The organism is Denitratisoma oestradiolicum, from assembly GCF_902813185.1.
GTDB lineage: Bacteria > Pseudomonadota > Gammaproteobacteria > Burkholderiales > Rhodocyclaceae > Denitratisoma > Denitratisoma oestradiolicum.
Genome location: NZ_LR778301.1, coordinates 2,316,353 through 2,337,069 on the forward strand (window position 1 = coordinate 2,316,353; position 20,717 = coordinate 2,337,069).

At 64.3% G+C, this 20,717-nt stretch carries 18 protein-coding genes; 15 read left to right on the plus strand and 3 right to left on the minus strand.

The genetic code is table 11. From position 1 onward, the window contains the following. Nucleotides 1–17: 17 nt before the first annotated feature. Complete coding sequence (locus DENOEST_RS10565) at nucleotides 18–1,649, minus strand: electron transfer flavoprotein-ubiquinone oxidoreductase (protein ID WP_145770933.1); 1,632 nt, start codon at nucleotides 1,647–1,649, stop codon at nucleotides 18–20. Nucleotides 1,650–1,790: 141 nt separating this feature from the next. Here DENOEST_RS10565 and DENOEST_RS10570 point away from each other — a divergent pair, with 141 nt between their 5' ends. Continuing rightward, nucleotides 1,791–4,124, plus strand: a complete 2,334-nt coding sequence (locus DENOEST_RS10570) for a DNA internalization-related competence protein ComEC/Rec2 (RefSeq protein ID WP_145770934.1) — start codon at nucleotides 1,791–1,793, stop codon at nucleotides 4,122–4,124. Nucleotides 4,125–4,131: 7 nt separating this feature from the next. Here the strand turns inward: DENOEST_RS10570 and lolD are convergent, their stop codons facing one another. Then, nucleotides 4,132–4,821, minus strand: a complete 690-nt coding sequence (gene lolD / locus DENOEST_RS10575; RefSeq protein ID WP_145770935.1) for a lipoprotein-releasing ABC transporter ATP-binding protein LolD — start codon at nucleotides 4,819–4,821, stop codon at nucleotides 4,132–4,134. Then, nucleotides 4,814–6,067 carry a lipoprotein-releasing ABC transporter permease subunit gene (locus DENOEST_RS10580; protein WP_145770936.1) on the minus strand — a complete coding sequence of 418 codons (1,254 nt, stop codon included), beginning with the start codon at nucleotides 6,065–6,067 and terminating at the stop codon, nucleotides 4,814–4,816. Before DENOEST_RS10580 ends, lolD begins: the two co-directional genes overlap by 8 nt. 161 nt (nucleotides 6,068–6,228) lie before the next feature. Here DENOEST_RS10580 and DENOEST_RS10585 point away from each other — a divergent pair, with 161 nt between their 5' ends. From DENOEST_RS10585 to DENOEST_RS10650, 14 genes are all read left to right on the plus strand, one after another. Then, nucleotides 6,229–7,236, plus strand: a complete 1,008-nt coding sequence (locus DENOEST_RS10585) for a hypothetical protein (protein WP_145770937.1) — start codon at nucleotides 6,229–6,231, stop codon at nucleotides 7,234–7,236. After that, nucleotides 7,233–8,936: a single-stranded-DNA-specific exonuclease RecJ gene (gene recJ / locus DENOEST_RS10590; RefSeq protein WP_145770938.1), complete on the plus strand. Its 1,704-nt coding sequence runs from the start codon at nucleotides 7,233–7,235 to the stop codon at nucleotides 8,934–8,936. The genes DENOEST_RS10585 and recJ overlap by 4 nt, the downstream gene beginning before the upstream one ends. Nucleotides 8,937–8,962: 26 nt before the next feature. Beyond that, nucleotides 8,963–9,388, plus strand: coding sequence for an HIT family protein (locus DENOEST_RS10595; protein ID WP_145770939.1), 426 nt, complete (start codon nucleotides 8,963–8,965; stop codon nucleotides 9,386–9,388). A 49-nt stretch (nucleotides 9,389–9,437) separates the two neighbouring features. Continuing rightward, the gene (locus DENOEST_RS10600; protein WP_145770940.1) at nucleotides 9,438–10,238 is read left to right on the plus strand and encodes an ABC transporter ATP-binding protein; all 801 of its coding nucleotides are present in this window, start codon (nucleotides 9,438–9,440) and stop codon (nucleotides 10,236–10,238) included. Nucleotides 10,239–10,240: 2 nt separating this feature from the next. After that, entirely contained in the window at nucleotides 10,241–10,837 is a 597-nt protein-coding gene (locus tag DENOEST_RS10605) for a TetR/AcrR family transcriptional regulator (protein WP_170228210.1), read from the plus strand. A 154-nt stretch (nucleotides 10,838–10,991) separates the two neighbouring features. Continuing rightward, on the plus strand, nucleotides 10,992–12,173 hold the full coding sequence (locus DENOEST_RS10610) for an acyl-CoA dehydrogenase family protein (protein ID WP_145770942.1): 1,182 nt from the start codon (nucleotides 10,992–10,994) through the stop codon (nucleotides 12,171–12,173). Between the two features lie 31 nt (nucleotides 12,174–12,204). Beyond that, on the plus strand, nucleotides 12,205–13,221 hold the full coding sequence (locus DENOEST_RS10615) for a TIGR03617 family F420-dependent LLM class oxidoreductase (RefSeq protein WP_183148235.1): 1,017 nt from the start codon (nucleotides 12,205–12,207) through the stop codon (nucleotides 13,219–13,221). Between the two features lie 21 nt (nucleotides 13,222–13,242). Further along, nucleotides 13,243–14,442 carry a DUF1214 domain-containing protein gene (locus DENOEST_RS10620; protein WP_183148236.1) on the plus strand — a complete coding sequence of 400 codons (1,200 nt, stop codon included), beginning with the start codon at nucleotides 13,243–13,245 and terminating at the stop codon, nucleotides 14,440–14,442. 29 nt (nucleotides 14,443–14,471) lie between these two features. Then, on the plus strand, nucleotides 14,472–15,731 hold the full coding sequence (locus DENOEST_RS10625; protein ID WP_145772091.1) for a sulfotransferase family protein: 1,260 nt from the start codon (nucleotides 14,472–14,474) through the stop codon (nucleotides 15,729–15,731). A gap of 19 nt (nucleotides 15,732–15,750) precedes the next feature. Next, nucleotides 15,751–16,584 (plus strand): SDR family NAD(P)-dependent oxidoreductase, encoded by an 834-nt coding sequence (locus DENOEST_RS10630; RefSeq protein WP_145772092.1) that lies wholly within the window; start codon nucleotides 15,751–15,753, stop codon nucleotides 16,582–16,584. 224 nt (nucleotides 16,585–16,808) lie between these two features. Next, entirely contained in the window at nucleotides 16,809–17,993 is a 1,185-nt protein-coding gene (locus DENOEST_RS10635; protein ID WP_145772093.1) for a DUF1214 domain-containing protein, read from the plus strand. 27 nt (nucleotides 17,994–18,020) lie between these two features. Continuing rightward, nucleotides 18,021–19,286, plus strand: coding sequence for a sulfotransferase family protein (locus tag DENOEST_RS10640; RefSeq protein ID WP_145772094.1), 1,266 nt, complete (start codon nucleotides 18,021–18,023; stop codon nucleotides 19,284–19,286). A 78-nt stretch (nucleotides 19,287–19,364) separates the two neighbouring features. Continuing rightward, nucleotides 19,365–19,811 carry a nitroreductase/quinone reductase family protein gene (locus tag DENOEST_RS10645; protein WP_145772095.1) on the plus strand — a complete coding sequence of 149 codons (447 nt, stop codon included), beginning with the start codon at nucleotides 19,365–19,367 and terminating at the stop codon, nucleotides 19,809–19,811. A gap of 82 nt (nucleotides 19,812–19,893) precedes the next feature. Beyond that, nucleotides 19,894–20,664: an SDR family NAD(P)-dependent oxidoreductase gene (locus DENOEST_RS10650; RefSeq protein WP_145772096.1), complete on the plus strand. Its 771-nt coding sequence runs from the start codon at nucleotides 19,894–19,896 to the stop codon at nucleotides 20,662–20,664. Nucleotides 20,665–20,717: the final 53 nt, after the last annotated feature.

Here is a 20,717-nt window from a genome sequence, read left to right on the forward strand (position 1 = left end):
TCTGCAAGAATTGCCCGTCACATGCTGGTGTAGATCGGTCCCTCGCCTCCCTGGGGCACGACCCAGGTGATGTTCTGGGTGGGGTCCTTGATGTCGCAGGTCTTGCAATGCACACAGTTCTGGGCGTTGATCTGTAGGCGCGGATTGCTGCCGTCCTCGTCGCGCACGATTTCATACACGCCGGCCGGGCAGTAGCGCTGCTCGGGGGCGTCGTACTTGGCCAGATTGACCTGGATCGGCACGCTAGGGTCCTTCAGGGTCAGGTGGCAGGGCTGGTTTTCCTCGTGGTTGGTGCTGGAGAGGAACACGGAGGAAAGCCGGTCGAAGGTCAGCACGCCATCGGGCTTGGGATACTGGATCGGCGCGCACTCCGAGGCCAGTTTCAGCTTGCTGTGGTCGGCGCTGTTGTGCAGGGTCCAGGGGGCCTTGCCGCCCAGCAGCGTCTGGTCAATGCCCACCATCAGGGCGCCCAGGTAGGTGCCCTTGCTCATCCAGGGCTTGAAGTTGCGGGCCTTGTGCAGTTCCTGGTAGAGCCAGGAATTGCGGAACTTCTCCGGATAGGCGGTCAGCTCGTCCCGCTGGCGCTCGGTGCCCAGGGCCTCGGCCAGGGCTTCTGCCACCATCATGCCGCTCTTGATGGCTGCATGGGAACCCTTGATGCGGGAGGCGTTGAGGAAACCGGCATCGTCGCCGATCAGGGCGCCGCCCGGGAAAATCAGCTTGGGCAATGATTGCAGGCCGCCGGCGGCAATGGCTCGGGCACCGTAGGACAGACGCTTGCCGCCCTCGAAGAAGCCGCGAATCCTGGGGTGGGTCTTGTAGCGCTGGAACTCCTCGAAGGGAGACAGATGGGGATTGCTATAGCCCAAGCCCACCACGAAGCCCACGGCCACCAGGTTCTCGCCGAAGTGGTAGAGGAAGGAACCGCCATAGGTGTCGGAGGCCAGGGGCCAGCCGGCGGTGTGCATCACCATGCCCTTGACGTGGTTCTCGGGCTTGATCTCCCACAGTTCCTTGATGCCGATGCCATAGGTCTGGGGATCGGCACCGTTGCGCAGATTGAACTTGGCTTCCAGTTGCTTGCCCAAATGACCCCGGCAGCCCTCGGCGAAGAGGGTGTACTTGCCATGGAGTTCCATGCCCGGTTGGTAGGCGTCGGTGGGTTGGCCATCCTTGCCCACCCCCATGTCGCCGGTGGCCACGCCCTTGACCGCGCCGTTCTCGTCGAACAGCACCTCGGCGCCAGCGAAGCCCGGGTAGATCTCAACCCCCAGGGCCTCGGCCTGCTGGCCCAGCCAACGGGTTACCTGACCCAGGCTGATGACATAGTTGCCATGATTGATGAAACAGTCGGGCAACAGCATGTTGGGTACCTGGACGCCGCCGTTTTCGGTCAGGAAGACGAAGCGGTCTTCCGTCACTTCGGTGTCCAGGGGGGCGCCCTGTTCCTTCCAGTCGGGAATCAGTTCGGTCAGGGCGATCGGGTCCATGACCGCGCCGGAAAGGATGTGGGCACCGATTTCGGCGCCCTTTTCAATCAGGCAGACATTGATGTCGGCATTGAGCTGCTTGAGCCGAATCGCCGCCGCAAGCCCGGCAGGGCCGCCGCCGACGATCACCACGTCAAATTCCATCGCTTCGCGTTCCATGGATTCCTCGCTAGATAGGTGCCAGTGCAGAGCTGGTGATTTTAACCCAGGTTGGAAAGCCGAACGGCGCCGGAAACGAATTCGGCGTTCCTTGGAACGGAGTTTCACCGATGAAGCGGACGATCTGCTCTAATCGCCGATATGACATTGACGATAATCGCCGGCGCCGTCGGCATGCTTTGGCTTCAGCAGCAGGCCTATCTGCTGGATCACGGCATGCTTTTGCTACTGGCAGCCACCGGCCTGCTGGCCGCTCTGGCCGGCCGATGGACTACCCGGCTGCGATCCCTGCTGCCGGTGGGCGCCTTCCTGCTGGGTATCGCCTGGGCCGGCACCCTGGCCCAGCAGCGCCTGGCCGATGCCCTGCCCACCGCCAGCGAAGGAAAGGATATCCGGGTGACGGGCACCATCGCCACCCTGCCCCAGCCCTTCGAGAATGGTTGGCGCTTCGAATTCGCCCCCGAACATTCCGCCCGTCCCCTCCCCCGCCGGATTTCCGTGGCTTGGTACCAGGGCTCGCGGCCTCAGGACGAAACCGGCCATGACGGGATTCCCCAACTCCACGCGGGAGAACGCTGGCAACTGACCCTGCGCCTGAAGCGCCCCCATGGCAACCTCAATCCGGGGGGCTTCGACTACGAAGCCTGGCTCTTCGAGCGGGGCATACGGGCCACCAGCTACGTGCGATCGGCGCCGGACAACCGGCGCCTGGATGCCTTCGTGCCCAGCCTGGGCCATTGGATAGAACGCCTGCGGGAGAACGTGCGCCAGCGCTTCCAGGCCACCCTGGGGGAGCGCCCCTACGCCGGGGTGCTGGTGGCCCTGGCGGTGGGGGACCAGAACGCCATCGACCACAGCCAATGGCAGACCTTCGCCCGCACCGGCCTGACCCATCTGATGAGCATTTCCGGATTGCACATCACCCTGGTGGCCAGCCTGATCTACGGGCTGACCGGCTGGCTGTGGCGCCGTTCGACTTATCTTCCCCTGCGCCTGCCGGCCCAGCAGGCGGCAGCCCTGGGGGGATTTCTCGGGGCCTGGACCTATTGCCTGCTGGCGGGTTTCGCGGTGCCGGCCCAGCGCACCCTCTACATGCTGGGGGTGGCAGCCCTGGCCCTGTTCCTGCGGCGACCGATGGCGCCCCGACAAGTGCTGGCCCTGGCTCTGCTGCTGGTGCTGCTGCTCGACCCATGGGCCGTGCTGGCCGCCGGTTTCTGGCTCTCCTTCGGCGCCGTGAGCCTGCTGTTCCTGGTGGGCGGCGGCCATCTTCGCCCCGGCCACTGGCTGGGCCAATGGGGCCGCGCCCAGTGGGCCATGACGGTGGGCATGCTGCCCCTGCTGCTGATCCTGTTCCAGCAATTTTCCCTGGTCTCGCCCCTGGCCAACGGCCTGGCCATTCCCCTGGTCAGTTTTGTCGTCACGCCCCTGGCCCTGCTGGCGGCCGTGCCCGGCCTGGAGTTCCTGCTGCTGCCCGCCCACGGCATCATGGCCCTGCTGATGTCTTTGGTGGAGTGGCTGGCCTCGAGCCCCTGGGCGGTCTGGCAGCAACACCAGCCGCCCCTCTGGGCCACGCTGCTGGCCCTGGTGGGCGCCCTCTGGCTGCTGCTGCCCCGGGGCTTTCCGGCCCGCTGGATCGGCGCCGTGATGCTGCTGCCCCTGTTCCTGGTGCCGCCGCCCCGCCCGGCTCCGGGAGAGGCAACAGTCACCGTGCTGGATGTGGGCCAGGGCCTGGCGGTCCATGTCCAAACCGCCCATCACGACCTGATCTTCGACACCGGTCCGGCCTTTTCGCCGGACGCCAACAGCGGCAACCGCATCATCCTGCCCTACCTCCGGGCACTGGGTGTGGGTCGCCTCGACCGGGTGGTGGTCAGCCACGAGGACAAGGATCATGCCGGCGGCGCTGAATCGGTGCTGACGGACCTGCCGGTGGGGGAACTGCTCAGCTCCCTGCCCTTCGAGCATGATATTTCGGCCCTGCCCGTGCCCCAGCGCCTCTGTCTGGCGAGCGAAGGCTGGCAATGGGATGGCGTGGAATTCGCAATGCTGCATCCCGCCGAGGCCGACTACGACCGGCAGGGTGCCAAAAGCAACGACCTGAGCTGTGTACTGCGCCTCGCCACGCCCCATGGCAGCCTGCTGCTGACCGCCGACATCGAGGCTCGCTCCGAGGCCGCCCTGCTGAGTCGCTTGGGAACCGGGCTGCAAGCGGATGTGCTGCTGGTGCCCCACCACGGCAGCCGCACCTCATCCACGCTGGAATTCATTGACGCCGTGGCGCCCCACCACGCCGTGATCCCGGTGGGTTACCGCAACCGTTTCGGTCATCCCAAGGCCGAGGTGCTGGCCCGCTACCACGGCATCCCGCTCCATCGCACCGACCGGGACGGTGCGGTGCGGCTGGACTTCCGTCAGGGCAACATCCAGGTCAGCCACGAGCGGGAGCGCCGGCGGCGCTACTGGCAGGGACAGTGAAGCTCCGTCATTCCAGGGGGATCAGGCGTCCATCCTGGATACGCAGGCGCCGTCCGGCCCGGGCCGCCAGTTCCGGATCGTGGGTCACCAGTACCAGGCCGGCACCCCGCTCCCGGTTGAGGCGCAGCATCAGTTCGAACACCGCCTCCGCCGTGTGTCGATCCAGATTGCCGGTGGGCTCGTCGGCCAGTACACAGGCCGGCCCCGCCACCAAAGCCCGGGCCACGGCGGCCCGTTGGCGCTCGCCCCCGGAGAGCTCACCGGGTCGATGGGTCAGACGGTGACCCAGGCCCACCTCCTCCAGGATCGCCTGCGCCTGCCCCAGGGCGACTCCCCTGGGCTGGCGGCGGATCAGCAGGGGCATGGCGACGTTCTCCAGAGCGCTGAATTCTGGCAGCAGGTGATGGAACTGATAAATGAAGCCCAGGGCTTCGTTGCGCAGCCGGTCCCGCTCCCCCTGGGGCACGGCCGCCAGATTCCGGCCCAGCAGTTCCACGCTGCCCTGACTGGGCGCGTCCAGCCCCCCCAGCAGATGCAGCAAGGTGCTCTTGCCCGAACCGCTGGCGCCGACAATGGCCACCGCCTCTCCCGCTGCCAGCTCGAAGTCGATGCCCGACAGCACCGGCACCTCCACCGTGCCCTGGTGGAAGGATTTTCTCAGGCCCCGGCAGCGCAGGATGAAATCCAGGTCACTCATAGCGCAAAGCCTCCGCCGGATTGACCCGGGACGCCCGCCAGCTCGGATACAGGGTGGCCAACAGAGTCAGCAGGAAGGACACACCGCTGATCACCGCCACGTCATTCCAATTCAACTCCGAAGGCAGGTCGGAGATGTAATAGACATCCTTGGAAAGGAAGTGGATGCCCAGCACGCGTTCGATGAAGGGCACCACCACGTCGATGTTCAGGGCCAGGGCCACGCCTCCGGCCACGCCGGCCGCCAGGCCCACGACACCGATCACCAGGCCCTGGATGATGAAAATGCCCATGATGCTGCGGGAACCCGCCCCCATGGTGCGAAGAATGGCGATGTCGGCCTGCTTGTCGGTCACCGCCATCACCAGGGTGGAAACGATGTTGAAGGCCGCCACGGCGACGATCAGCAGCAGGATCAGGAACATCATGTTCTTCTCGATCTGTACCGCCCGGAAGAAGTTGGCGTGGCTGCGGGTCCAGTCGGTGACGTAGGACGTCTCGGGGATCAAGGGCAGCAGTTCCCGGGCCACGGAGGGGGCCTCGAAGAGATCCGCCAGCTTGAGCCGGATGCCGGAGACCCGGTCCTCCATGCGGTAGAGCCGCTGGGCATCCCCCATATGGACCAGGGCCAGGCCCGAGTCGAATTCATACATATTGGCCTCGAAGATGCCCACCACCCGGAACTGCTTGAGGCGGGGCAGTACGGCCGCTGGCGTGACCATGCCCTGGGGCGCGATCAGGGTCACCTTGTCGCCGGGCAGTGCCCGCAGGGACCGGGCAAGGTCGGCCCCCAGGATGATGCCGAATTCGCCTTCATGCAGATCACCCAGCTTGCCGGCCTTCATGTAGCGGGCGAAATCCGCCACCTTGTCCTCTTCCTCGGGCAGGACGCCCCGCACCATCACCCCCCGCACCTCGTCGCCCCAGGAGAGCAGTCCCTGGGCCTGGACGTAGGGCGCGGCGGCGCGAACCTTGGGGTGCAGGATCAGGTTGCGGCTCAGACCGGACCAGTCCTCCAGTTCGCCATCGGCACCGGAAACCTGGATATGGGCAGCGACCCCCAGGATGCGTGTGCGCAGCTCCTTCTGGAAGCCGTTCATCACCGACAACACCACAATCAGGGCCGCCACGCCCAGGGCGATGCCGGCCATGGAGAGCATGGAAATGAAGGAGATGAAACGATTGCGGCCCGCACCCCGTTTCTTGGCACGGGTATAGCGCAGGCCGATCAGCAGTTCATAGCTCATGCAGGGGACTCGAAAGGCCAGCAGGCGGCCTGGGGAAACAGAAGGGCGCCATGATACCTGCTTGGCTGGAATGCTCCCCGGAACGCCACTACCTAATCGGCTCACCGCGCTCGACGGCCACACTCGGCACTATTGATGCGGTTTCACGTTAACATCGGCCCATGCGCATTACCTTCGTCATTCCCGGCCTGCTCTGGCCCCGGCAGGCCCTGCTCGATACCCTCACCGACCTTCCCCTGCCGGCGCTGGAATCCCTGCTGGGCCGAGCCCGGCACGGTACGCCACCGCCCTCCCCCCAACATTACTGGCAGTCCGCCTTTTCCCTGGACCGCTGGGCCGCCGCCCCCCTGCGCCGCCTCGGCCTTGGGCTGGAGGACGATGGCCGGACCTGGCTCTGCGCCGATCCGGTGCATCTGCAACTGGGCCGGCAAAGCGCCCTGCTGGGCGATCCGGCCGACCTGGCTCTTGAGTTCGAAGAGGCCCGGCAACTGCATGCCAGTCTGGCCCCCCTGTTCGACAGCATGGGCGAACTATGTTTCGACGGCCCCAACACCTGGCACCTGGCCCTGTCGGCCCCGCCTCCCCAGGTGCCGGAACAACTGCCGGTGGGTGCCTCGGCCGTCGCCCTGCTGCCCGAGGGGCCCACGGCCCGGCCCTGGCGGCGCCTGCTCAATGAAGTGCAGATGAGCCTCCACGGCCATCAGGTGAACCAACTCCGGACAGCGGCAGGCAAACCCACCATCGACAGTCTGGCCCTGTGGGGCGCGGGCAGCCGGCCCCAGGCCCGACGCCGGCCCTTCAATCATTTGTGGAGCGACGATCCCCTGATCTGGGGCCTCGGACATCTGGGCAACATTGCCACCCGCAACCTGCCGGCGAGCTTCGAGACGGCCCGGCGCGCGGTCTGCATCCATTACGACGGCCTGATCGGTCCCTCCCGACTCCACGACGCCATGGCCTGGCGCGAGGCCCTGGCCCGGTTGGAAAGCCAGTGGCTGGCGCCGGCCCTGCACCACCGGGCAGTGGACAGCATCGAGCTCCTGGCCTGGGGCGAGGCAGGCGCCATCCAGCTGACCCTGGACGCCTGGCAACGCCGGAAATTCTGGCGCCATCCCTTGCCCCTGGCTGAACTGGTCATACCCCAGGCCGACGAGCCTCAGAGATCATGACAAGAATCGTCTCTCGCAGCGTTTCCCCTCGCACCAGTTGGGTCCTCGAACAGGCCGGCATTCCGCCGCTTCTGGCGCGGCTTTACGCAGCCCGGGGAATACGCTCCCGGGAAGAGGTGGATACCCAACTGGAAGGGCTGCTGCCCCCGGACCAGCTCAAGGGCATCGCCTCGGCCGCCACCCTGCTGGCCGACGCCTTGTCCCAGCAGCAGCGCCTGCTGATCGTCGCCGACTACGACTGCGACGGGGCCACCGCGTGCGCCGTGGGCCTGCGCGCTCTGCGGAGCTTCGGCGCCCGGGTGGATTACCTGGTGCCCAACCGCTTCGAGACCGGCTATGGCCTTTCGCCTGAGGTGGTGCGACTGGCGGCGGACCATGCCGGTGGCAAGCCAGACCTGATCATCACCGTGGACAACGGCATCGCCAGCATCGAGGGGGTGGCGGAAGCCAGCCGGCTGGGGATGACCACCCTGATCACCGACCACCACCTGCCCGGCGACCAACTGCCGGCCGCCGCTGCCATCGTCAATCCCAATCAGCCCGGTTGCACTTTCCCCAGCAAGGCCATGGCCGGCGTCGGCGTGATGTTCTATGTGATGCTGGCCCTGCGGGCCGAACTGCGGCGCCGGGGCTGGTTCGGCCCGGCGCGGCGCGAACCCAATCTGGCCGCCCTGCTGGACCTGGTGGCCCTGGGCACGGTGGCCGACGTGGTGGCCCTGGACCGCAACAACCGCATCCTGGTGGCCCAGGGCCTGGCCCGCATCCGCGAGGGCCGCATGCAGCCGGGTCTTGCGGCCCTGTTCCGCATGGCGGGACGGGACCCGGCCCGGGCCGGCACCTTCGATCTGGGCTTCGCCCTGGGACCCCGGCTCAACGCCGCCGGGCGCCTGGCGGACATGTCCCTGGGCATCGAGTGCCTGGCCACCGACGACGAGGCCCGGGCCATGAACATCGTCCAGGAACTGGATGCCTTCAACCGGGAGCGGCGGGAGATCGAGAGCACCATGCGGGAGGACGCGGAAATCCTGCTGGACGGCCTGGACGCCGAGGAACGGGCCAGCCTGACCCTGTTCGATCCGGCCTGGCATCAGGGCGTGATCGGCATCCTGGCGGGTCGGGTGAAGGAGAAATTCCACCGTCCCACCTTCGCCTTCGCCCGGGGCCAGGAAGGAGAACTGAAAGGCTCGGGCCGCTCCATTCCCGGCCTACATCTGCGGGATGCCCTGGACCAGGTCTCCAAGCGCCATCCAGACCTGCTGCTGCGCTTCGGCGGCCATGCGGCGGCGGCGGGCCTGACCCTGCGGGAAGCGGATCTGGCCCGCTTCGAGGCCGCCTTCGAGGAAGCGGCCCAGGGCCTGCTCGCCCCCAGCGACCGGCAACGGACCCTGGAAACCGACGGTCCCCTGGAAAGCGGCTACTTCTCCCTGGAGTCGGCCCGGCTGATTCAGCAGGCGGTCTGGGGCCAGGGCTTTCCCCAGCCTCTGTTTTCCGACCGCTTCGAGGTGGAGTCCCAGCGACTGCTGAAGGAAAAACATCTCAAGCTGACCCTGCGCAAGGGCGGCAGCCGGATCGACGCCATCTGGTTCAACGCCTGCGCCACTACCGGCACCCAGGTGGAAGCCGCTTTCCGCCTCGACATCAACGAATACGGTGGCCGCCAGAGTGTGCAACTGATCGTCGAGCACTGTGTGACCGTCTGAACCCACCACCCACAGGAGGGAACCCCATGGCCTACGATCCGCAAAACATCTTCGCCAGAATCCTCAGAGGTGAAATCCCCTGCATTCCGGTTCATGAGGACGCCCACACCCTGGCCTTCATGGACATCATGCCCCAGGCCGACGGCCACACCCTGGTGATTCCCAGGGAACCGGCAGAAACGATATTCGATCTATCACCGGAAGCGGCCCATGCCCTGATCGCCAGCACCCAAAAAGTCGCCCGGGCGGTGCGGGCGGCCCTGGAAGCGCCGGGCATCCTGCTGGCCCAGGTCAATGGCGCCGCCGCCGGCCAGACCGTGCCCCATGTGCATTTCCACATCATTCCCCGCCGAGGCGGCGAACCCCTTGGCCTTCATGCCGCGAAAATGGAAGATGCGGAAAAACTGAAAAGCTTCGCCGCCCGCATCATCGCCTGCCTCGACTCGAATTGAACCCTGGGCAGCGGCTATACTTGCGCCCGTTTTCCCGGTCACGATTCCCATGAATGCCACACCCCCCATCGCCGAATTCCGCGACATCCATTTCGCCCATGGCCCGCGCCAGATCCTGCGGGGCATCAACCTCAAGGTACCCAAGGGCAAGATCGTGGCCATCCTGGGGGCCTCGGGCTGCGGCAAGACCACGCTCCTCAAGATTCTCGGCGGACAGTTGGTCCCGGCGCAGGGCAGTGCCATGATGGACGGCCAGATGGTCCATGAACTGGATACTGACGGCCTTTACGCCCTGCGCAAGAAGATCGGCGTGATGCAGCAACTGGGGGGGCTGTTCAGCGACCTCTCGGTCTTCGACAACATTGCCTTCCCGATGCGGGAGCACACCGACCTGCCGGAAGATCTGATCCACGACCTGGTGCTGATGAAGCTGCACTCGGTGGGCCTTCGGGGTGCCGACCAGCTGATGCCGGCGGAGCTTTCCGGCGGCATGGCCCGGCGCGTGGCCCTGGCCCGGGCCATCGCCCTGGACCCTTTGCTGCTGATGTACGACGAGCCCTTCGCCGGCCTCGATCCGATTTCCCTCAACGTCATCGCCAACCTGATCCGGCAACTCAACGATGCCCTGGGCGTCTCCTCCATCGTCGTCACCTACGATGTCTCGGAATCCCTCAAGGTGGTGGATTACGTCTATTTCATCGCCGACGGCGTGGTGGTAGCCGAAGGCCCGACCGATGAGATCGCCCATTCCTCGGACCCCTTCGTGCGCCAGTTTGTGGATGGTCGTCCCGATGGACCGATGGCCTTCCACTATCCCGCCGTGCCCATGGCTGAGGAACTGGCGGTCTGAAGGTGAAACAGCCCACCAGTCGCGAGCTACAGCGCCAGGAAACCTTTGCCCGCGTCTATGAGACCGCCCTCGAAGAGTTCAGGCGGGTAGGCGTAGATCAGACCAAGGTCAGCGAAATCTGCCTGCGGGCCAAGGTGGCCAAGGGGACCTTCTTTTTCCATTTCCCCACCAAGGACCATGTGCTGCTGGAGCGTCAACGAAGGATCTCCGAAGCCATGGCGGAACGCATCGAGCATGAGCTCTCTGAGGCAGCCGACGCAAAGGTTTTCCTCGCCAGGCTCACCGACATCGTGCTGGAGGAGCACCAGGCGGTGGGCGACCTGGAACTGGTGCGCCAGATCAATCTGGCCATCGTGCGTCAGGGCGGATCCCAGCGCTTGAGCATTGTTCACACCGCCTTCGGCAACGCGCTCTCTGCGCAGATCCGGCACTTGCAACAACGAGGGGTCCTGCGCAAGGGCATCGACGCCGCCAAGCTGGCCGATACGTTGCGCTTGAGTTTTTTCGGTTTCCTGGTCAACCCCCAGTCCTCCTTCGACACCAGCCGGCCCCGCATCGCCCTCCTCACCAGTCTTCTCGCCGAAGCGCTGATGGTCTGACCCACCCCATTACCCTGCGTGGCGGGCCAGCGAAATATTTCGCCAAGAATCTCATTGACCGCGGTCAGCGAAAGTACTAGGATGTATTTCATTCCTTCGCAGTATCACCTCGCAACCCTGGCGGAGGACAATCCATCAACGGGATATCTCAAACATGGATTTCGAGTTTTCAGAAGACGAGAAACAGTTCCTCCGCGATATCGGCAGATTCCTCGAAGAAAATCATGACCCCGAAGTCATGGATCTCCATCGGGAAAATCTGGCGCAACTCGCCGATACACCGACCCGTCGGGCCTTCATGAAAAAGCTCGCCGCCCGGGGCTGGTTGGGAATCACTTGGCCTGTAGCCTATGGGGGGCAGGATGGCCAGGGTTTCTACGAATACCTCCTGAACGAAAAGCTTTCCTCGGTGGGTGCCCCTCAATTGGGCAAAGGCACCGGTGTCGTCGGAAAGACGCTGATCAAGGTCGGATCGGAAAAACTGAAGCGCGAATTCCTGTCCAAGATACTCAATGCGGAAATCGAATTCGCCCTCGGTTACACAGAGCCATCCGCAGGATCGGATTCAGCCGCCATGAAGCTCAAGGCTGAACGCAGCGGGGAAGGCTGGATTCTGAACGGGCAGAAGTCGTTCACCACGTCGGCACACTTCGCCGACTGGTACTGGGTCGGCGTGCGCACCGATCCCGATGCCCCGAAGCATCACGGCATCACACTGTTCCTGTTGCCCATGAATCATCCGGGACTGACCATCCAGCCGATGTATACCATTGGTGGAGAACGCACCAACGCTGTCTTTTTCGACAATGTTTTCATACCTGACGACTATCGCGTCGGCGAACTCAACAAGGGCTTCCAGTACATTGCCGAAGCGCTGGATATCGAGCGGTTCGGCATGTTCACCTTCTCGCCAATCAGGGGACGCACCGAACTACTCTGCGATTACGTCAAGACAGCAAAGCGCGACGGAAAGCCACTCAAGGACGATCCGGTCGCTCGCCAGAAAATAGCGCAACTGGCCACCGAGTGCGAGGTGGCCCGCGTACTGGGGATACGGTTCGTGGATGCAGCACTCAATGCGACCAAGACCCCGACGGCAGAAGCATCGCACTACAAGCTTTACTCCACGGAATTTTCGCGCCGTCTTGCCGATGCCACCATGGACATCATCGGTCCCGGAAGCCAACTGACCGCCGACAACCATGGCGCCCCCATTGAAGGACGAGCCCCGGGTAGCTACGTGCTGACGGTCCTTGAAACCATCGGCGGCGGCACCTCCGAGGTTCAACGCAACATCATCGCCACGCGCAAGCTCGGCTTGCCGAAAAACTTCTAGCCAACCCTCCGTCGACAGTGGACACAACACTATGAAAATCTACACCACCGCCCCCCTGGAAGACCCCCGCAAGGCCCGCACCCTCTACAAGGAGCTGGAGGATATCGGCTACGACGGGGGCTTTTCCTTCGAAGCCAAGCACGACCCTTTCCTGGCCCTGGCCGTGGCCGCCGAGCACACCACCACCCTGCGTCTGGGCACGGCCATCGCCATCGCCTTCGCCCGCAACCCCATGAACCTGGCCAACCTGGGCTACGACATGCAGTCCATCAGCGGCGGCCGATTTGTGCTGGGCCTGGGCTCCCAGGTCAAGCCCCACATCGAGAAGCGCTTCAGCTCCACCTGGTCTCATCCGGCCGAGCGGATGCGGGAAATCGTACTGGCCATCAAGGCCATCTGGAACTGCTGGGAAGGCAAGGGTCCCCTTGATTTCAAGGGCCGCTTCTACACCCACACGATCATGATTCCGGCCTTCAATCCGGGGCCCAATCCCTATGGCCCGCCGCCGATCTTCACTGGTGGCTTCGGCCCCCTGATGACTGCGGTCGCCGGCGAAGCGGCCGACGGTTTCATCTCTCACCCCTTCAACACCCGCCGCTCCCTGCTGGAAAACACTCTGCCCGCGCTGCAACAGGGCCTGACCAAGTCTGGCCGCCAGCGTAGTGATATCGAGGTGATGAGCGCCACCCTGGTGGTGACCGCCGACACGGAGGAAAAGCTTGCCGCCTCCAAACTGGCAGCCCGCAAGCAACTGGCCTTCTACGGCTCCACCCCGGCCTATCTGCCGACCCTGGCCTGCCATGGCTGGGAGGGCGTCCATCAGGAGCTCAATCGACTGTCCAAGGAAGGCCGCTGGGATGACATGACCGATCTGATCGACGACACCATCCTCAATGAAATCGCCGTCGTCGGGGAGCGCCACGAAATCGCCGGCAAGCTACGCGCCCGTCTGGACGGCATCGCCGACAGCGTCAGCATCACCCACAATCGTTGCCCGGACCCGGGCCATTGGGCCGACGTGGTGCGGGATCTGAAGAAATCCGCCTGACAAAACACGAGGGAGCGAGAAATGAGCGATGCCAACCATGAAACCACGCTGCGCCAGGCCTGGGCTGACTTCTGCGACGAGTTGAAGCGGGCCGGGGACATTCCCTTCGGCCCCACGGTGCCGGCCCATGTCAATGACCGCAGCGCCGGTTTCGAGGTCCTGGCCCGCAACATCTCCCTGGCACTGAACTTCCAGCATGACTACGCCGATCCCCTGTACCCGGAACTGATCCACTACTTCGACCCGGTACGCAAGCAAGGAGGCGACAACACCGACGCGGTCTATGTGGGCGCCACCATCAACGGCAGCGACACCTACCGCATCAGCGGCGACCGGGGCAGCGCCCGCTATTTCGCCGTCACCTCGGTGGAAAAGGGACAGACGCCCTGGGGCGGCAAGGTGGCCCAGACCCTCTTCGCCGACGACCTCCAGGTGGATGCCGACAGCCGCTTCGAGTTGATGATCGGCCCGGCCCGGCCCGATGGCTACACCGGCAATTGGCTGCGCACCACGCCGGAGACTTTCCGCGTCACCTTCCGCCAGTTCTTCGCCGACTGGGAAAGCGAACGCCCCATGAAGGCCCGCATCGACCGCCTCACCGGCGACATGAGCCCGCCCTCGCCGCCAACGCCAGAACGCCTCGCCAAACAACTGCTGGCCTCGGCGAAATGGGTCAATGAATCCATCGAGTTCTGGATCTACATGATCAACATGTGGAAGGCCATCCCCAACACCTTCCGCTCCTACAAGCAGCTGGCCGACCAGGCCATCGACGCCACCCCCGGCGGCGAGCCCATGGTCGCCTACTGGCAACTGCCGACGGACGAGGCCCTGATCATCCGGGTGCGCCCCCCCCGCTGCCAATACTGGGCGGTGGAGTTCGGCAACTTCTGGTGGACCACCATGGACTACCGCTACCGGCTGTCCAACACCAACTGCCATTACGCCCAACTGGAAGATGACGGTGAACTGATCGTGGTCATTGCCCACGAGGACCCGGGCCTGCCCAACTGGCTCGATCCCTCGGGTTATGCCGAAGGCTATGTCTGCCACCGCTGGATGCTGGCCGACAGTTGTCCGGTTCCCCAGGCCACCCAGGTCAAGGCCGCGGAATTGTTCGAGCACTTGCCAGCCAGTGTGAAGCGCATCACCCCGGAAGGACGCCGGGCGCAACTGGCGGCCCGACGCCGGGGCGTGATCAACCGCTTCGGCAATCTCTGACCTGTGGCGCCATTGTCGGGAGAAACCCCATGAGTACAGACAATCCGCTGGACTGGACACCCCCGCCTCGCCCCGACTGGCTGGCCCGGGTCAATGAGGAAGGCCGGGGCATGGACATCGCCAGCCTGGTTCCCCTCCATCCCCAGGAACTGATCGACACGGCCATGGCCAACACGGGACTGTCCGACTTCGGCAAGGACGAATGGCGGGAACCCTTTGAAGTGCTGGTGAAGGCCATCAACGAGGAGGCGGAACTGAACCTCTTTGGCCGCCTGATGACCCGCAGCGATCTCTTGATCTGGCTCCAGGAAAGACTGGAGATCGAGGAAGCCTATCGGCGTCACCCGCAGATCGAAGATGAGATCGTGGATGCGCCAGTGTTCATCGTCGGCCAGGCCCGCTCCGGCACCTCCATCCTGTTCGAGCTGCTTTCCGCCGACAGCCAGTTCGGTGCGCCAATGAACTGGGAGATCATGTTCCCCTGCCCACCGCCGGAGGCCGCCACCTACCGCAGCGACCCGCGCATCGCCTGCGCCCAGCACCTCTTGACCCAATGGCACCGGGTGGCGCCGTCCTTCCTCTCCATGCACGAGCTGGGCGCCACCATCCCCAACGAGTGCAAGGTGGCCATGAACTGCACCTTCGTCACAGATAACCTGACCGGCCTGTTCCAGATTCCCAGCTACTACGCCTGGCTGGCCCAGGCGGACCTCACGGTGCCCTACGCCTACTACAAGCGCATGCTGAAGCTGCTGCAATGGAAGAACCCGCGCCGCCACTGGCTATTGAAATCCCCAAGCCATATCGAGAGCCTGCCGGTGCTGTTCCAGGTCTTCCCCGACGCCCGGGTGGTCTATACCCACCGGGACCCGATCAAGGCCCGGGCCTCGGTCACCAACCTGCTGGGCACCCTGTATTGGATGCGCAGCGACAAGCCCTTCGATGCCGGCTCCTTCGAGCGCCTGATGACCCCCGAGGCCTACGCCTTCAGCCTGAATCGGATCATCGATCAGCTCGAAGCCGGCGAAGTTTCCCGGGCTCAGGTCCATGATTTTCTCTTCTCCGACCTGATGCACTCCCCCCTGGAGGCCCTCACCGACCTCTACCGGAAGATGGACCTGCCCTTCCCGGACCAGGCCCGGCAGGCGGTGGCCAACTACCTGGCTCACAAGCCCCAGGGCAAGTTCGGCCAGAACGTCTATCGCGTGGGCGAGCAGGAACAGATCGCCCGGGAGCGGATCATTTTTGCCCGCTATCAGCAATTCCACAACGTGCCGAACGAAGTCTGACATTCAGGGGAAATCGACAATGGATCTGAACATGCAGGGCAAGACTGTCATCATCACCGGCGGCAGTGGCGGTATCGGCCAGGGGTTGGTGCTGGAATTCGCCCGGGAGGGTTGCAACGTGGTGAGCGCCTCCCGGGACGCGACCACTGGGGAGAAGCTTGCCCGGCAGGCAGCCGATCAGGGTCTGGCCGGGCAGGTGCTGGCCCTGGCCACCGACGTGACCCAGCGGGCCAGCGTGGAAGCCATGGTGGCCGAGACCCTTCGCCGGTTCGGTCCGGTGGATGCCCTGGTCAATAATGCCGGCGGCGTCGCCCATCCCGCCGCCTTCGCCGAACTCGACGACGAGGCCCGGCGCTGGGAAATCGCCCTCAACATCGACGGCGTGGTGAACTGCTGCCAGGTGGTGGGCCGGGACATGCTGGCCCGGGGCCAGGGCAGCATCATCAACATTTCCTCAAACTCTTCCCTGCTGGGAGAAGCGGCCGCCGGGGTGGCCCACTACGGCGCCACCAAGGGCTTCGTGAACAGCCTTTCCAAGGCCCTGGCCTGGGAATGGGCCAAGCAGGGGGTGCGGGTGAACAACATCTGCCCGGGCTGGATCGTGCCCCACAAATCGGAGAATGTGGGGGACGGCAGCTTCTGGAACCGTTTCGGCTTCGAACAGCTGGGCAAACCGGAAGACATGGAAAAAGCCCGAGAGGAAGGCACCCTGTTCAACATGAGCGGCCTGCCCATCCCTCGCCTGGGCCGGCCCGAGGACATCGCCTACCTGGCCCTGTTCCTGGCTTCGGAGCGCTCCAGCTACATCACCGGCCAGTTGATCAGTGTCAGCGGCGGCGCCTACATGCCGTAAACCGGCCAAACCGGAACCAAACATGAGAGGCTTCGAAAAGGGTCTTTGCTGTCTGGCCGGAAAAGCAGCAGAAAGGCCCGCCCCCTCCCCCTTCGACGGGCTCAGGGCAGGCCAAGCTCCCCCTCACGGGGGAGGCGACTGTCTTGGCTCGCTGCGCTCGCAATTCGTCGCACGATTTTTCAAAACTCAAGTCGTTAGCGATTAATGCCACCACGAAATAGTCCATGCAAGACGACGACATCGAAAAACTGACGGCCGCCTGGGATGCGTTTTGCGACGACCTGAAGGCGGCCGGACGCATTCCCTTGCGGCCCGATATTCCGGACCACCCGCTGGACCGGGCGGCAGGCTTCCAGCAATTGATGCGCAACATCTCCCTGGCGTGGCAGTTCCATTACGAATACCGGGATCCTCTCTTCCCCGAGCTGGCCCGCTATTTCGACCCGACCCGCAAGCAGGGCGGCGACAATTCCGACTGCGTCTATGTGGGCGCCCAGATCAATGGCACCGATACCTACCGGATCCGGGGCGATCGCGGCAGCGCCCGGTATTTTTCCGTGGTGGCGGTGGAAACCGGTGCGACCCCCTGGGGCGGCCGTGTCGCCAACGTCCTGTTCGGGCACCAGATCGAGACCGCACCCGACGGCAGTTTCGAGCTCTGGATCGGCCCCGAGCCCCGGCCAGGCAACTGGCTCCCCACCACGCCCGATACCTTCCGCATCACCTTCCGCCAGTATTTCGCCGATTGGGAGACGGAGCGGCCGATGCGTGCCCAGATCGACCGCGTCTCCACGCAACTACCGGCGCCGCTGCTCTCGCCGGCCGCCCTGGCCCGGGGGCTCACCGACTCCATCCGCTGGCTGCGGGACTCCATCGAATACTGGCCGGAAATGCTGGCCCGCTGGAAGCCCTACCGAAATCAGTTCCTGTCCTACTGGCAGCTGGAGAAGAATCGCATCGATGCAACGCCGGGGGGCGATCCTCTGGTTTGCTACTGGGAACTGCCGCCGGACCAGGCCCTGATCATCCGGGTTATGCCGCCCGAGGAGTGTGTTTATTGGGGCGTCGAATTCGGCAACACCTGGTGGGAAACCATGGATTACCGCTACCGGCTGTCCAACACCAATATGCACTACGCGGTGCGGGAGGACGACGGGGAACTGATCGTGGTGGTATCCCACGAAGACCCGGGCGTGCCCAACTGGCTGGATTGCTCGGGGTTTGCCGCCGGCTATGTGACCTTCCGCTGGATGCTCTCGGAACAACAGCCGATCCCCCAGGTGACCCAGATACCCCTGGATGAACTGCACCAGCGACTACCTCCCGGCGTCAAGCACATCAGCCCTGCCGAACGCATCGAACAACTGGCCATCCGGCGCAGGGGTGTGACCCGGCGCTTCGGCTACTGACCTGAACGCCCCCATGGAAGGAAGACCATGAGCGACAGCACCCTTGACTGGCAGCCGCCCCCGCGACCGGAATGGTTGGCCCGCTTCAACGCGGAGGGCCAGCATACGGATCTTCGCAGCCTGGTGCCCCTGAACGCGGATGAGTTGATCGACACAGCCTGCCGCAGGACGGGCCTGTCCGATTTCGGCGACAACCGCTGGCGGGAACCCTTCGAGGTTTTGCTGAAAGCGCTGGAGGACGAGGCCGATCTGCACTATTTCGGCCGCCTCATGACCCGCAACGACCTGTTGATCTGGCTCCAGGCACTGCTCGGCGTCCAGGCGGCCTTCACGGCCCACCCGGAGATTGCCGACGAAGTCGTGGACCGTCCGGTAATCATCGCCGGCCTCTCGCGCTCCGGCACCTCCATCTTGTTCGAACTGTTGTCCCAGGATTCCCGCTTCGGCTTGCCGCGCCACTGGGAGATGATGTTTCCCTATCCCCCGCCCGAGCGCGCCACCTACGACACCGATCCCCGCATCGAGCACTGCCAGCACCTGATCACCCAGTGGAACCGGGTGGCACCCACCTACGCCACCATGCACGAGATGGATGCGCGCCTGCCCAACGAGTGCATCATCGCCCAGGCCTGCACCTTTATCAGCGAATACATTCCCTTCCTGTTCCAGGTGCCCAGCTACATGGCATGGCTGGGCAGCAAGGCCGATTGGGAATATCCCTACCAGTTCTACAAGAAGCTGCTCCAGCTCTGGCAATGGCGCAATCCGCGCCAGCACTGGCTGCTCAAGGCACCGTCCCACCTGAACTACCTACCCACCCTGTTCAAGGTCTTCCCCGACGCCCAGGTGCTGCTGACCCACAGAGACCCGCTCCAGGCACAGGCTTCGGTGACCAACCTGGCCGGTACCTTCTACTGGATGCGCAGCGACAAGCCCCTGGATGTAGCGGCCTTCGAGGGCTTGCTGTCGCCCCGGCACATGGCGGCGCGACTGGATCAAGTCATAGACTGGCTCGAAAGTGGCTCAATCCCGAAAAAGCAATGTTCGAACTCCCTCTACGCCGACCTGGTCAAGCATCCTCTGCAAGCCCTGCACAAGGTGTACCGTCAGATCGGACTGTCTCTCGATGGAGAAGCGGAGCGGCGCATGGTCCACTACCTGCAGAACAAGCCCCAAGGCAAGTTCGGGGCCCATCGATACGGCGTGGGAGAAAGTGATGAAGTGCGCCGCAAACGCACCTTGTTCCGACGCTATCAAGCCTATTTCGAGGTACCTGACGAAGCGGTAATCTGAAAGGCCGTACCGCTGCGCCCGACGTTTACACTCGGCTCCGTTGATACTTTTCCACACTACAGTCAAGGAGGATTTCCCATGTTGCTCAAGCTGATGTTGTCTCCTTCGGGACTGGCCCTGGACCGGTTTCTGGTGAAGTGGATCGGCCACTCCCTGTTGAATCACCTGTTTGCCAGGAATGCCGGCTTCACGGCGCGCCCGGCCCTGCTGTTGGTAACCCGGGGAAGCAAGACGGGCCAGCCCCGGGAAGTCGCTCTCCCGTACTTCCAACTGGACGGAAAGCTGATGATCGTGGGGTCCAGGGGCGGAATGCCGGAAGACCCTTACTGGGCCAAAAACCTGAGATGCAATCCAGATGCGGCGATTTACATCCAAAGGAAGAAAAGGCCGGTTCGGGCGCGTATCGCCCAGGGCGATGAACGCAAGACCTTGTGGTCCCAGTTGGAGGCTTTGGTGCCCACCTATGGCCAATACCAGGCGATGACGACACGAGAAATCCCCGTAGTCATCCTGGAGCCGGCGTAAGCAGTTTGCAGGATATACATGAGATTTTTACCAGCGTCGACGTCGACCTGATCAGAGTCACTTATCCGATGAAAGACCCTTTATGAAAATTGCCATTCAGGATCGCGTCGTCATTCTCACCGGAGCCGCCAGCGGCATCGGCCTGGCCTGCCTCAAGGCCTTCGCCGCCGAGGGCTGCGCCGTGGTCGCCGTCGACATCAACAGCACCCAGCTCGACCAGGCCGTCGCAGCAGCAGCTGGCCGGGTGGTCGCCCAGGTAGCCGATGTCACCGATCCGGCCCAGGTGCAGGCGCTGGTGGATCGGGCGCTCAAGGAATTCGGCCACCTGGATGTGATGTTCAACAACGCCGGCGGCGCTTTCCCCACTCCTACCGAAATCCAGAGCATCGAGGACTACCGGCGCATCGTCGCCCTCAACCTGGACTCGGTGTACTACGGCATCCACGCCGCCCTGCCGGTGATGCTGGCCCAGGGCTGCGGCTGCATACTCTCCACCACTTCCGGCGCCGGCCTCAATGCGGTGGGTGGTCTGGCCGCCTACGGCGCCGCCAAGGCCGGAGTCATCAGCCTGATGAAGAGCGTGGCCACGGAATTCGGCGGCCGGGGCATCCGCGCCAACACGATTTCACCCGGCCCCATGGACACGCCGGGCCTCCGCGCCTGGCTGGAAACCTTTCCCGACGGCCCGGCCCGCTACAGCCGCCAGGTACCCAGTGGCCGCCTCGGCACCGGGGAGGACATCGCCCACACGGCCCTGTTCCTTGCCAGTGATGCGGCGGCCTACATCAACGGAGTGGTGATTCCGGTCGATGGCGCCATCCATGCCAGACTCGCCTCCCCCCACATCGAATAAGAAGACATTGCATGGACCTCGAGCTCCAGGGCAAGAGATGATCTGCCCGCCGC